At 74.7% G+C, this 13,572-nt stretch carries 9 protein-coding genes; 7 read left to right on the forward strand and 2 right to left on the reverse strand.

The genetic code is table 11. From position 1 onward, the window contains the following. The first annotated feature begins 45 nt into the window (after positions 1–45). The 7 genes from GQ466_RS02640 (at position 46) to GQ466_RS02670 (ending at position 12,039) form a co-directional block, all read left to right on the forward strand. Positions 46–4,062, forward strand: a complete 4,017-nt coding sequence (locus GQ466_RS02640; RefSeq protein ID WP_161101145.1) for a TcpE family conjugal transfer membrane protein — start codon at positions 46–48, stop codon at positions 4,060–4,062. Between the two features lie 112 nt (positions 4,063–4,174). Beyond that, positions 4,175–6,676, forward strand: a complete 2,502-nt coding sequence (locus tag GQ466_RS02645) for an ATP-binding protein (protein ID WP_161101146.1) — start codon at positions 4,175–4,177, stop codon at positions 6,674–6,676. Then, positions 6,676–9,120, forward strand: coding sequence for a type IV secretion system protein (locus GQ466_RS02650; RefSeq protein ID WP_161101147.1), 2,445 nt, complete (start codon positions 6,676–6,678; stop codon positions 9,118–9,120). Before GQ466_RS02645 ends, GQ466_RS02650 begins: the two co-directional genes overlap by 1 nt. Next, positions 9,117–9,746 (forward strand): hypothetical protein, encoded by a 630-nt coding sequence (locus GQ466_RS02655; protein WP_161101148.1) that lies wholly within the window; start codon positions 9,117–9,119, stop codon positions 9,744–9,746. The genes GQ466_RS02650 and GQ466_RS02655 overlap by 4 nt, the downstream gene beginning before the upstream one ends. Beyond that, positions 9,743–10,804 (forward strand): C40 family peptidase, encoded by a 1,062-nt coding sequence (locus GQ466_RS02660; RefSeq protein ID WP_161101149.1) that lies wholly within the window; start codon positions 9,743–9,745, stop codon positions 10,802–10,804. The genes GQ466_RS02655 and GQ466_RS02660 overlap by 4 nt, the downstream gene beginning before the upstream one ends. Before the next feature lie 94 nt (positions 10,805–10,898). Continuing rightward, positions 10,899–11,597 carry a Mut7-C RNAse domain-containing protein gene (locus GQ466_RS02665; protein WP_161102360.1) on the forward strand — a complete coding sequence of 233 codons (699 nt, stop codon included), beginning with the start codon at positions 10,899–10,901 and terminating at the stop codon, positions 11,595–11,597. A gap of 73 nt (positions 11,598–11,670) precedes the next feature. Beyond that, positions 11,671–12,039, forward strand: coding sequence for an NUDIX domain-containing protein (locus GQ466_RS02670; protein ID WP_161102361.1), 369 nt, complete (start codon positions 11,671–11,673; stop codon positions 12,037–12,039). Here GQ466_RS02670 and GQ466_RS02675 read toward each other — a convergent pair. Next, on the reverse strand, positions 12,027–12,461 hold the full coding sequence (locus tag GQ466_RS02675; protein WP_161101150.1) for a hypothetical protein: 435 nt from the start codon (positions 12,459–12,461) through the stop codon (positions 12,027–12,029). The two genes, GQ466_RS02670 and GQ466_RS02675, sit on opposite strands and share 13 nt — an antisense overlap. A gap of 113 nt (positions 12,462–12,574) precedes the next feature. Next, positions 12,575–13,567 (reverse strand): C40 family peptidase, encoded by a 993-nt coding sequence (locus GQ466_RS02680; protein ID WP_161101151.1) that lies wholly within the window; start codon positions 13,565–13,567, stop codon positions 12,575–12,577. Positions 13,568–13,572: the final 5 nt, after the last annotated feature.

A 13,572-nucleotide genomic window follows, 5' to 3' on the forward strand; every position in this document is an offset into this window, starting at 1 on the left:
GGCCGGACGGCCGGACCCGGCGGGCACAGTGAGGGGAGAAGACGCGTGGACCTGCCCACGTACACGAGCATCTGGCGCATCGAGCGGCGGATCTACAAGCTGTACGACCTGCGGCTCCCGATGCCGTTGCCGCTGGTCCAGATCGGCGTCTTCATCGGTGTGTTCGTCCCGTGGATCGTGCTGCTCACCGTCATCGGGATCCCGTTCCACCAGCCGTGGCACGTTCTGTACATCGTCCCGCCCGGCGTCCTGACCTGGCTCGCGACGCGTCCGGTCATCGAGGGCAAGCGGCTCACCGAACTGCTGCTGTCGCAGACGCGGTTCCTCGCCGAGCCGCGCACCTGGTGCCGCCTGACGCCGATCCGGGAGCCGCGCGAGGTCGTCATCGTCGCGCGCGTGTGGAGCCGCCCCGACCTGCCCGCGCAGGCCGTCGCCCCCGAACGCGCGGCCCTCAAGGAACGGCGCCGGTCGCGGCGCCGCGCGACGGTCGAGGAGACGCCCGAGACCCCGGTGCTCGCGCCCGCCGCCGCCGGCACGTCCGGCCCGCCGCCGCTGCCGCGCAGCGAGCCGCGCCCGGTCGTCTTCACCGAACCCGAGCCGCCGACGCTCCAGCCCGCCGAAGACCCCGCACCCGCCCAGCGTCCGGCACCCGCCCAGCGTCCCGCACCCGCCCAGCGTCCCGCGGCCGTCGCGCAGCAGCCGCCCGCGCCGAAGCCGTGGCGGCGGACCGACCGCGACATCTCCCACGAGGACGACGTGCCGGCGCCGCGCGCCGAGCGCCCGGCGCCGCCGGTTCCGGAACCGCAGCCCGTCCGGGAGACCGAGACGGAAACCGAAAGCGGAACGCCCGCCCGCACGTCCGGCCCGACGGGCAAGCGCGCGTTCGCGTCCGGGGTACGCCGCCCAGGCGGCCACCCGGAGTTCTGGAAGGCGGCCGACCCGGGCGAGGACGAGGACCCCGCGACGCACGACGCCCACCGTCCCGCCGAACGCCCGCGCCCCGGCCTGTCCCGCCACCCCGCGACCCCGACCGCGCAACGCCCACCCGTCCCCGAACCCCCCACACCAGCCGACCAGCGCCCAACCGCCGCCGAGCAGCCCCTCTCACACGACCAGCGCCCGACCGCACCCGAGCCGCCCGCACAGGGCGGACGGCGCCCACCCGTGCCAGAGCCGCCCGCGCCGCGCGAGCGGCACCCGGCCGCGTCCAAGCCGTCGGCGAACGATGGACAGCGCCCGGCTCCGTCCGAGCCGTCCGAGCCCGGCGAGTGGCGCCCTGCCGCGTCCGGGTCGCCCGCGCACGATGGACGGCGCCCAGCCGTGCCAGAGCCGCCCGCTCCAGGCGAGCAGCGACGGGCTGCGTCCGAGCCATCCGTGCCGGGCGGCGAGTGGCGCCCTGCCGCGTCCGGATCGCCCGCGCACGATGGACGGCGCCCACCCGCGTCCGAGCCGCCGGAGCCAGGCGACCAGCGCTCAACCGCGCCCGCGCCGGGCGAGCTGCGCCCGGCTGCGTCCGAGCCGCCGGTGCCGGGTGAGCAGCGCCCGGCCGCGTCGGAGACGTCCGTGCCAGGCGAGCGGCGTCCGGTTGAGTCCGTGTCGGGCGGGCAGCGTCCGGACGCGTCTGAGCCAATCGTTTCGGGCGAGCAGCGGTCGGACGAGGCTGGGTTGCCCGTTTCGGGTGAGCGGCAGTTGGGGGCGGCTGGGGCGGGGGACGAGTGGCGGTCCGCGAGGGATGAGTCGGCGGGGTCGCGCGGGGAGCGGCGTGCGTCCGGGTCGTCTGAGGCGGACGAGCTTGAGGGTGCGCTTGAGGCAGAGGCTGGTGCGGGTGGTGAGCCTGTGCCGGTCGCGCGTGCGGAAGAACCTGTCGCTTCGTCTGGATCTCTGGAAAGTGCCGGTGGTCGGGTGGACGATCCGGAGGTCGCGGCTCCGGGCGACGGCGACGAGCCGTCCAGTGCTTGGGCCGGGCGGGTGCGGATTCCCGCGCCCACGCGTCCGGACATCCCGCAGCAGCCGTTGCCGCCGCCCGCGCCCGCTCCCGCGGAGGAGCTGGCGTTCAACGGCGAGCCCGGCGACGTCGTCGTCGCGGGTCAGCGCAAGCCCGGGTCGGGGCGGCGGAAGCCGCCGGTCACGCGTCCGGATATTCCACAGGTGCGGCGGGCCGAGCCGCCGGTCACGCGTCCGGACATCCCGCAGGTGCCCGGAGCGTTCGGCGGCGCCCGCACGCCCGCCGAGCCTCCGGTGCCGCCGGAGCCGTCCACCGGTCCGGTGCCTGCCCGGCGTGAGCCGCCGCGGCCGTGGTCCGACGGGCTCTCGCGGCCTCGTCCCACGCCCGCCGGGCCGCCGCAGCCGTCCGAGGACGACGACCCGCGCGTCTGGCCGCCCGGGCAGCGCGGCCCGCAGGCTCCCGGGCGTCCCGGCGCGCCGCAGCGGCCTGCGGCGGGGCAGCCCGGGCAGGGCGGTCCAGTGCCGACGCCGCAGGAGCCCGCGCAGCAGCGCGGCGGGCAGCGGCGGCCCGAGCCGTCGCACCCCTCGGCGCCGCGTCCTGGGCACGAGCCCGCGCCCGCGTCGAGCGGTGCGCCGCAGGCCGGTGGGCCGCGGCCTCCGCAGGACGAGGAAGGGCGCTCCGGGCCGCAGCACGGCTTGCCGCAGCCGGGCCAGCCGCAGCGCGGCGCGTCCCCGCAGGGCGGGACGCCGCAGCCGGGCGGGCAGCAGCCCGCGCAGGCCGGGACGCAGCAGGGCGGTGCGCCGCAGGCCGGGGCGCCGCACGCGGGGACGCCAAGTGGGACGTCTCACGGTGGGACCCAGCAGGGCGGAGTGCCGCAGGGTGGTACGCAGCAGCCTGTGTCGGCCGGGCCGCAGCAGGGCGGGACGACGCCCGCGCAGGGCGGCGTGCCGCAGGCGGGTGCGCCGCAGGGTGGGGCGCCGCAGGACGTGTCCGGGCAGGGCGGGGAGCCGTTGGAGGTTCCGCCGCCGTTGCCTTCGCTGCCGATGCCGCAGCAGCAGCCGCAGCCGCCGGTGCCGTCGGGGCGGCGGGACGCGGGCGGGGAGCCCGCGGACGGTGCGCAGGCGCCGCCGCGAGAGGGGCGGTCCGGGCCCGTGTCGCCGGTGCGGAACCGGCCGTTGCCGCCGCCGCCCGAGCCGCCCGCGTCCGAGCCCGCGATCACGCCGCCCGGGCCGGAGCACGAGGTCACGCCGGGCGGGCTGCGGCGGCTCGTCCAGGCCGTCGGCGGCGGGCACGGCGAGGCCGACGCCGAGTACCAGCAGCGCATCCAGCAGCCGTTCCACGGGACCCGGCACATCGTCGTGCTCGGCTGCACCGGCGGCGCGGGGCAGACCGTCACGTCGCTGATGCTCGGGCACACGTTCGCGCACCACAACGGCGAGCCGATCGTCGCGGTCGACGTCAACCCCGGCCCCGGCGCGCTCGCCCGCCGCACCCGCAGCGAGACCAACGAGACGCTGACCGGCCTCATCGCGCACGCCGACCAGGTGGGCAGCCTCACCGCGATGCGGCGGTACACGTCCCAGGCCAAGTCCGGGCTCGACGTCATCGCGGCGGGCAAGAACCCGCTGCAGGCGCTGGACGACCGCGACTACGCCACCGCGATCCGCACCATCGACCGCTTCTACTCGGTGACGCTGCTGGACGCGGCGGCGGCCGTCGTCGCGCGCGTCCTCCCGCACGCCGACCAGATCGTGCTGGTCGCGCCCGCCAGCGCCGACGCGCCCCGCGCCGTCGCGATGACGTTCGAGTGGCTGGACGGGCACGGGTACGCCGAACTGCGCTCCCGGGCCGTCACCGTCATCAACGGGGTCAGCCGGCGCAGCATGGGCGACGTCGAGCACGCCGAGTCGGTGGCGCGCGGACGCTGCCGGGCGCTCGTCCGGATCCCGTGGGACGATCACCTCAGCATGGACCGCGCGCCGCGGAACGAGCTGAAGTCGTTGCGCGCCCCGACGCGCCGCGCCTATCTTGCCCTCGCCGGCGTGGTCGCCGGCGGGTTCAGCGTCGTGCCCGAGCGTTACCAGGAGCTGCAGCAGGAGCAGGAGGCCACGCGATGACCGCCCCCCCACGCCCGCCTCGTCCCGGATGGTACGAGCCGGGACGGAGCGGTAGAGATACGTTGCGCGTCCGATATGGGAATGTGGCGTCCGAGCGCAGCGGGGCGGCCCGGTGAGCCGGGCGGCCAAGGCCCGGTCGAGCCGACTCGCCGTACGCTACTTCGACGACCGCGTCCTGCTCACCGACACCGCCGCGTGGGTCTACTTCCGGCTGCCGACCGTGTCCTACGAGTTCACGACGGGCGAGGAGCGCGAGGCGCTCGCGACGAACATCACGATCGCGCTCGCCGGGATCCGGATGCAGGACGCCGAGATCCACCTGCGCATCGCGCACCGCACCTACCCGGCGGCCGAATGGGCGCTCGCGCTGGACCGCACGTCCGACGGCGGGCCGGGCTGGCGCGAGTACCTGGAGGAGTCCTACGCGCACGTGTGGGCGAAGGACTTCTGGACCAAGGAGGTCTACCTCGGCGTCCGGCTCGGGCCGCGCGGGATGGGCGCCCAGCTCGGCGGCGGCGTGATCCCCCAGCTCCTCGGCCTGTACAAGCGGAGCGAGAACGTCCTCGGCATCGAGGACGACGCGATCGACGCCAAGGAGATCGCCCGCTGGCGCGACCAGGCCGAACGCGTCGGCCGGGCGCTCGGCGGGTCCGCGCTGTACGCCAGGCACGCGACGTCCACCGAGGTCGCGTGGCTGTTCCAGCACGCGGTGACGGCGTCGCTCGCCGACCCGCCGCCGTCGGCCGTGCCGCGCCGGACGTGGGGCAAGGGCGAGATCGAGGCGCTGGTCGAGGGCGCCATCCACAACGGCCGCTCCTACTTGCGCGTCGAGCAGCCCAACTTCACGGGCGCGGGCGGCGGCGCGACCGCCACGTCCTATGTCGCGTACCTGTCGTTCGCCCGGTTCCCCGAGCTGATGCCGTTCCCGGACGGCGAGCCGTGGATGCACTACGCCGACGCGCTGCCGTTCCCGGTGGAGATCAGCTCGCGGATGAAGCTCGTCCCGCCCGCCAAGGCGTCCAAGGACGTGTCGCGCAAGCTCGCGCACGCCCGCGACATGGACCAGCACATCCGGGAGGCCGGGCAGGAGGCGCCGATCGCGCTCGCCGAGCAGATCGAGGCCGCGCGGATGCTGGAGCACGGCATCACCAAGGAACGCCTGCCGTTCGTGTACGGGTGGCACCGGCTGATCGTGTCCGCGCCCACCGAGGACCTGCTCGCCCAGCGCGTGGACGCGGTCGTCGAGCACTACCGCGACATCGGCATCGACGTCGTCAACTCCACCGGCGACCAGTTCTCGCTGTTCTGCGAGTCGCTGCCCGGCGACCGGATCCGGCTGAACGCCTACGTCCAGCGCCAGCACCTGCGGACGATCGCGGGCGGAATGCCGGTCGCGACCGTCGACCTCGGGGACCGTCCCGACGACGCGGGCGAGGGCTGGATCGGCCCGTACGTGGGGGAGACGCTGGGACGGGCGCGGTCGATCGTCCACTTCGACCCGCTGGTCGCGGCGGCGCGCAACCGTCCGACGGCGGTCGCGATCACCGGCGAGCCCGGCGGCGGCAAGACCACGCTCGCGCTGCTGCTGCTCTACCAGATGGCGCTGCGCGGCGTGACGGTCGCGGCGATCGACCCCAAGGGGGACGCCGAATCGCTCGTCCGGCTGCTGCAGGCGCGCGGGCGGCGGGCGCGCGTCCTGCCGCTCGGCTCGGCCGCGCCCGGCCTGCTCGACCCGTTCTCGTTCGGCGACGACCTCGCGGCGCGCAAGACGATGGCGACCGAGACGCTGCGGCTGCTGCTGCCGCGGATGTCGGAGGAACGCGAGTCGGCGATGATCCAGGCCGTCGGCGCCGTCGCCAACGCCGAACGGCCCTCGCTCGGCCGCGTCGTGGACTACCTGGAGGCCGCGGCGGACCCGGCGTCCAAGAACCTCGGCGCGGTGCTGCGGTCGATGTCGGAGATGCGGCTCGCGCGGCTGTGCTTCGACCCGTCCGGCGGGGAGCGCATCGACACCGCGGGCTGGACGACCGTGTTCACGCTCGGCGGCCTCACCCTCCCGGACGTCGCGATCGGCCGCGAGGACTACTCCTACGAGCAACGGCTGTCGGTCGCGCTCATGTACCTGGTGTCGCAGTTCGCCCGGCGGCTCATGCACGGGCTGGACCGGCGGCTGCCCAAGGCGATCTTCCTGGACGAGGCGTGGGCGATCACCTCGACGCCCGAGGGGGCCAAGCTCGTCCCCGAGGTGTCCCGGATGGGGCGGTCGCGCAACACCGCGCTGATCCTCGTCTCGCAGAACGCGGGCGACCTGTTGAACGAGCAGGTGACGAACTGTCTGTCCTCGGTGTTCTCCTTCCGGTCCTCCGAACGGGTGGAGGTGGGGAACGTGATGTCTCTGCTGGGGGTGGAGGCGTCCGACGAGCACAAGACCGTGCTGCGCAACCTTGGGAACGGCGAGTGCGTGTTCCGCGACCTGGACGGACGGGCCGGGCGGATCGGCGTCGACCTGATCTCGGCGGAGCTGCGGCGCTGGCTGGACACCAACCCGACCCGGTCCCATCCCGGACCGGCCGATCTGACGACCGCGGGGGCCGACGTCGAGGAGGTCCACTGATGAACCGGCCCCATGCCGCGCGTGCCGGCGCGGCGATCTTCGCGCGCCGCGCGGCCGGCTTCCAGACCTCGCCCGGCGAGGGCCTGGACCCGCGCCGCATCGCCCGCGCCCGCCGGGGCGCGACCCGGCGCCGCAGGCCGGGTCGCCGGACGAGCCTTGCGGTCCTGTTCGCGATGCTGGTGGCGCTGTTCGTCGGCGGGTTCGTCCCGGCCGCGGGCGCGGGACCGTTCGGCGGGGACCCGTGCCGGCCGGCGGACAATCCGTCGCCGGAGCAGTACGGGTCGGGCACGGACGGGCTGATCAAGCCGCCCGACTACCCGAACGCGAAGCTGCAGAAGACGCCCGTCAAGGACCTCACGTACTACGACCGGTACGGGACGGCCGGGCAGAGCTGGTACGCGGTCGACATGGGCTGCTCGGACGCGATGGCGATGATGGGCAACGCCCTCGCCAACACGACGTTCACGCTCGTCCGCGCCATCGACCGGACGACGATCAGCGTCTACCAGGCGGCGGCGTCGGAGTCGCTGCTCGGCTGGCTCAAGGGCACGATCGACGACGTCATCAGCAGCATCGGCAAGACGTTCAACACCCGCTACTGGTCCTGGGTCGTGATCGTCGGCGCGATCACGCTGGCCTGGTGGGGGCTCGTCCGGCGGCGCGCGAGCAAGGTCGTGGAGGGCGTCGTCTGGATGGTCGCGGCGATGGTCGCGCTGATCTGGCTGGTGGCCCGCCCGGCGGACTTCACGACGCTCGGGACGAAGGTGTCGGAGGCGACGAGCGCGGCGTTCAACGCGGCGCTCCCGCAGAGCAGCACCAAGGGCGGGACGTGCGTCCCGACACCCGACGGGAAACCGGACCCGTCCACGTCCGCGAACACCGACCCGACGACCCGCAACGCCAACGGCCTGTGGGTGGCGCTGGTCTGCAAGCCGTGGCTGATGGGCGAGTTCGGGACGACCGACCCCAACGCCGCGATCGTCAAGGACAACGCCGACAAACTGCTCTGGTCGCAGGCCGTGGACCTCCCCGAGACCTACGGCGGCCAGAAGGTCGACCTGGCGAAGAAGGCGGACGCCTACAAGGACGTCACCAAGAACATCAAGGACCAGCACGCCGGCGCCTATCCGCTGTTCCAGGGCAAGAACTGGACGAGCCGGCTCGCGGTGGCGTTCGGCGCGCTGTTCGCCGCGCTGGTCGCGGGGCTGCTGATCCTCGTCATCGCGATCGCGCTGATCGTCGTGAAGATCTCGTTCCTGCTGCTGCTCGTGGCCGGGCCGATCTTCCTCGGCATCGGCATCCAACCGGGCATCGGCCGCGTGATCGCCATGCGCTGGCTGGAGCTGCTGCTGTCGATGCTGCTCAAGCAGGCCGCGCTGATCGGCGTGCTCGCGCTGCTGCTGTGGGCGTACGGGCTGATCCTCGGCGAGACGCTGCCGTGGGGCCTGCAGATCCTGCTCATCGCGCTGGTGACGTTCGCGGCGTTCGTGTACCGCAAGCCGTTCCAGCACCTGTTCTCGGCGGTCGGGTACTCGGCGGTCGGCGCGCGGGAGAAGAGCGAGGCGCTGCTCGACCGGTCGGCGTCCGAGGCGCGCAAGAACACGGCCGGCGTGGTGACGGCGGTGGTGCCGGGCGCGGCCGGGTACCGGCTCGGCCGGGCCGGGAAGCGCGACGGCGCCGTCGAGCCCGCGACGACGGACGCGGCGGACCGGCGGGCGGGCGTCGCGGCGGCCGGCGCGGGCGACCCGCAGTCGCCGGACGCCGCGCCGGTGCTCGCCGCCAAGCCGAAGGGCGGCGCGGCCGGGCAGGGGCGTCCGCGCAAGTCGGCGCCGCCGCTCAACCTGCCGTCCCGCGCGGCGAGCGCGCCGGACGGGGGCGGGACCGCGCCGCGCACCACCGGCGGCGGGACGAACGGCAGCGGCGGCGGAGGCGGGCTCGGCGGGATCGTGACCGGCGGACGGTCGTCCGGCGCGGGCGGCGGCTCCGGCGACGGCGGCTCGGGCGGCTCCGGCGGGAGCACGCCGCGCCCGCCCTCCTGGGGACGCGGCGGCGGTGACGGGAAGTCCGGCGCCGGCCGCAACGGCGGCGGCTCCGGCGGCAGGTCCGGCGGCTCGGGCGGCGGCTCGAACGGCGACGGCGGACGCGGACGCGGCGGACGGAGCGGTTCGTCCCCGGCGCGCGGCGGCGGCAAGGACCCGGCGTCCAACGTGCCCCGGCAGCGCGGCGGGTCCGGCGGCTCGGGCGGCGGCAAGGGCGGCGGCCGTAACGGCGGCGGTTCGGGCGGCGGCAACAGCGGCGGCTCCGGCGGAGGCAACAACGGTGGCGGCAACGGCGGCGGTGCCGCGCCTCCGCCGCTGTGGGCGTCGCGGCGTGCGGGCGGCGGCGGTGACGGCGCCCCGCCGATGCCGTTCTGGCTGCGTCCGGTCGACGGCGACGAGCCATGAACCTGGACGACCGGCAGCGCAGGATGCTGTTCGGCGGGCTGGTCGTCGTCCTGGCGGCGATCGGCGTGTACCTGACGGTCGCGCCGTCCGGCCACGACGATGACGCGAAGCCCCGGCCGACGGTGTCGCCGACCCCGACCGGCCCCGCGTCGCCGCCCCCCGGGATCTCCGGGACGGTCGGCTCCGGCCCGTTCGACATCTACCGGCTGCTGCCGTTCTCCCAGCAGGAGTTCGGCACGGCCGCCGACGTCGCGCAGCGGTTCGTCGCCGCGTACGGCACGTACCGCTATGACGAGCCCGCCGACGCGTACCTGCGGCGCCTGTCCGGGCTCGTCACCGACGACCTCGGGAACCAGCTCCGGCAGGGCGCCGCGTCCCCCGGCCTCCAGCAGGAGCGGACGGCCCACAAGGTCGTCGCGACGAGCGGCGCCACCCTGGACCGCATCAGCGACATCGGCGACAACTCGCTGATCTTCCTGGTGACGGCGAAGCAGGAGGTCACCCGCGACGGGCACACCGCGCGGCCCAGCCAGCAGTACGCCGTGACGGTCTCCCGCGACGGCGACGCGCTCAGGGTCTACGCGTTCGAGCCCGCGGGCACCGGGCAGCAGGGGGACACCGGATGAGTCGGCGGCGGCTCGCGGTGACGGCGGCGCTCGTCGCGGTCGTCGGCCTGTTCTCGGCGCTGCTGGTCGTCCCGACGCTGTTCGGCGCGAGCCAGTTCCTGTTCGGCGGGAGCGGCGCGGGCAGCGGCGACTGCACCGACACCTCGTCCGCCGGGGTGCAGCCCGCCGCCGCGACGGAGGCCCGCGCGATCCCGAGCACCTACCTCGACCTGTACAAGAAGGCGGGCCAGGAGTACGGGCTGCCGTGGAACCTGCTCGCCGGGATCGGGAAGGTCGAGACCGACCACGGGCAGTCGCGGTCGCCGGGCGTCTCGTCCGGGGAGAACTACGCGGGCGCGGGCGGGCCGATGCAGTTTTTGAAGCCGACGTTCGACGAGTTCGCGGTGGACGGCAACAAGGACGGCAAGAAGGACCGCTACGACCCCGCCGACGCCATCCCCACGGCCGCCAAGTACCTCAAGCACAACGGCGCCCCGACCCGGACCCGCACGGCCGTGTTCATGTACAACCACTCGTGGGACTACGTGAACCTCGTCCTGTCCTGGGCGAAGAAGTACGCGAACGGGAACTACACGCCCATCCAGTCCGACGGCGTGGACTGCAAGGACGACGACCTGCCGCCCGAGGCCACCGCGCTCGTCCAGCGCATCCTGGCGTTCGCGCTCGCGCAGCGCGGCAAGCGCTACATCTTCGGCGCGACCGGCCCGGACGCGTGGGACTGCTCCAGCCTCATCCAGGCCGCCTACCGCAGCGTCGGGCTGAGCATCCCCCGGACGACGTTCGAGCAGTGGCCGTTCGGCGTGAAGGTCAAGAAGGGCGAGGAGCAGCCCGGCGACCTGGTGTTCTTCAACTCCGGTCCGGGCACGTCGTCGAACAATCCCGGGCACGTCGGGATGGTGCTGCGCAAGGGCATGATGGTCGTGGCGAGCTGCTCGACGTGCAGCCCGAACATCGGCGTCAAGACCTACCGCCGCCCGGACTGGGTCGGGACGACGCGTCCGCTGGCCCGCAAGGACTTCCAGCAGAAGATCACCCAGCTCGCCGCGCAGGGCGGCTGAGCGCCGGAAAACCAGGACGGATCGCGCGGCGCCGCATGGCATCCTGGGCGCCGTGGCCGAAGAGATCACGGTGTCGGTGGCGGGCGCGCTGCTGATGTTCCTGCCGTCGTCACGGCGGGCCGCGCAGACGCGCCTGCCGCACGACGGGACCGCGTCGCTGGGGCATGTGGTGGAGGCTCTGGGCGTGCCGCTGCCGGAGGTCGGGGAGCTGGTCGTGGACGGCGTCCCGGCGCGTCCGAAGGACCGTCCCGCGCCGGGCGCGCGCGTCGAGGTGCGCCCGGTGGCGCGCCCGCAGCGCGTGCCGCTGGACGAGGGCGAGGACGCGCCGCGCTTCCTGCTGGACGTCCACCTCGGCACGCTCGCCCGCCGGATGCGCCTGCTCGGGCTGGACACCGCCTACGACAACGACTGCGACGACCCGTCGCTCGTCGCCTGGGCGAACGCCGAGCGCCGCGTGCTGCTGACGCAGGACCGGGGCCTGCTGCACCGCCGGGCGCTGTGGTTCGGCGCGTACGTGCGCGGCTCACGTCCCGACGACCAGCTCGACGACGTCCTGGACCGGTTCGCGCCCGTCCTGCACCCCTGGACGCGCTGCACGGCCTGCAACGGCCCGCTCGTCCCGGTGGCCGCGGCGGACGTCGCCGACGCCGTCGAGGAGGGCACCCGCCGCACCCAGACCGCCTACGGCCGCTGCGCGACCTGCGGACGCGTCTACTGGCGCGGCGCCCACGGCGAACACCTCGGCGCGATCGTCGCCCGCGCCCAACACATCGTCGCCACCCGCACCCCATGACGGGGGGTTCGTGGGTGTCGGAGGGTACCGGCATGATGGCGGCGAGGAAGGTGGGTGACGCGGGGTGATAGTGGTGGGTGCGGCGATCATCGCGGACGGGCGGTTGCTGGCGGCGCAGCGGGCGGAGCCGCCCGCGCTGGCGGGCGGCTGGGAGTTTCCCGGCGGGAAGGTGGATCCGGGGGAGACCGACGAGCAGGCGCTCGTGCGGGAGTGCCGGGAGGAGCTGGGCGTCGGGGTCGTGCTCGGCGACCGGGTCGGCGGGGACTGGCCGCTGGTGCTCGGCGGCGTCCTGCGCGTCTGGACGGCGCGGCTGGACGACGGCGAGCCGCGCGCCCTGGAGCACCGGGAGCTGCGCTGGCTCGCCGCCGGCGAGCTGCACGACGTCCCGTGGCTGCCGGGGGACCGGCCGATCGTCGACCTGCTCGCCCCCTACCTGGACTGAAGGCGGGGGGCGAGGGCGGCGGTGATCGCGGCGGTCAGCGCCTCGTCGTGGGAGAGGCCCTGGGCGAGCTGGTTCCCGAACAGGCTCCCGAGGTCGGTCGGCAGCAGCTTGAGCAGGGCGAGCAGCTTGTTCGCGATGTCCTGGAGCTGCGCGGCCGTGAGCTTCTGGACGTCCGCGACGAGCCGCTGCAGCCCGTTCAGGTAGTCCCCGCCGAGGATCAGCCGCGCGTCCGCCTGGATGTTCGCGGGGAACGCGGCGAGCACGAGCGCGAGCAGCTGGTCCGCGGACGGCAGCGGCGCGGCCTGGACGGCGATCCGTCCGGCGGGCGGCGGCACGGCGCCCGCCGGGGCGGCGACGGCCGCGACCGGCAGCAGGGCGGCGGCGGCCGTGGCCGCGACGAGAACGGGCTTGCGGAACCTCACCGGAACTCCTTCGGGCGGAGGGACGAACACCGGTGCGCCGGGACGGCGTTCACGGACTGCGCCGGAGCGTACTCCCACCCCGGGCGTTACGGAATAGATCCCGACAAAGAGGACTAGCTGATGCGGTTGGCCCCCGCGAAGTCGGACCGGTCCGAAAGGTCCGAGATCTTGACGACGTCGCCGGTCGACGGCGCGTGCAGGAACTTCCCGCCGCCGAGGTAGATCCCCATGTGGTGCAGGTTGGACCCGAAGTAGACGAGGTCGCCGGACTGGAGCGAGCCCCGGCTCACCTTCGTCCCGAGGTCGTAGAGGTCGCCGGTGTAGTGCGGCAGCCCCGGCTTGCCGACCTGCGCGTACGCCCACACGACGAGCCCGGAGCAGTCGAAGGTGCTCGGCCCGGCCGCGCCCCACACGTACGGGCGGCCGATCTTGGTCAGCGCCTTGCGCGCCATCCGCGCGGGCAGGCCCGAGCCGGTGACGGTCGCCGACAGCCCGGTGTGCGGGTCCTTGACGTGCGTGGTCGTGAGCTTGTCGAGCTGCTTCTGCACTTCCGCGATCTTGTTGCGGGCGGTGGTGCGGGCGTTCTCGACCTGCTTCTTGGCCTGCGCGACCTGCGCGGTGCGCTGCTCGGCGGCCAGCTTGGCCTTGTTGGCCTTGTCGATCTCCGCCTGGACGGACGCGACGACCGTCGCCTGGTTCTGGGCCAGGTAGGCGGTGTCGGAGAGGCCGTCCGCGCCGCCGGAGCCGAACAGGACGTCCGGCCCGCCGCTCATGTAGTTCGCGGCGGCGAGCGCGGCGAGCTGCTCGCGGGCGGGCGCGACCTTCTTCTCCAGGTCCGCCGAGATGCGGGCGGCGGCGGCCTCGGCCCGCTGCGCGCGCTGGAGGTCGACCCGGGCCTTGTTGAACTTCTCGGTGAGAATCTCGGCCTGGGTGTTGAGGTCGTCGAGCTGCTTGCGCAGCTCCTTCTCGGTGGGCTTGGGGGCCGCGAGAACGGTCAGCGGCGACGCGGCGTGCGCGACGGCCGGTCCGGTGAGCCCGAGGCCGACGAGCGCGGCCACCGCGACTGCGGGCGCCGTCCAGCGGCGCCGCCGGGAATCCGGTGCCAAAACCG

Origin of the sequence: Actinomadura rayongensis, from assembly GCF_009831215.1 — a bacterium.
In the GTDB taxonomy this organism is placed as follows: domain Bacteria; phylum Actinomycetota; class Actinomycetes; order Streptosporangiales; family Streptosporangiaceae; genus Spirillospora; species Spirillospora rayongensis.

Coding starts and splice junctions, on each gene's coding strand:
- GQ466_RS02650 (WP_161101147.1), top strand. CDS start 6,676: ATGAACCGGCCCCATGCCGCGCGTGCCGGCGCGGCGATCTTCGCGCGC.
- GQ466_RS02655 (WP_161101148.1), top strand. CDS start 9,117: ATGAACCTGGACGACCGGCAGCGCAGGATGCTGTTCGGCGGGCTGGTC.
- GQ466_RS02660 (WP_161101149.1), top strand. CDS start 9,743: ATGAGTCGGCGGCGGCTCGCGGTGACGGCGGCGCTCGTCGCGGTCGTC.
- GQ466_RS02665 (WP_161102360.1), top strand. CDS start 10,899: ATGTTCCTGCCGTCGTCACGGCGGGCCGCGCAGACGCGCCTGCCGCAC.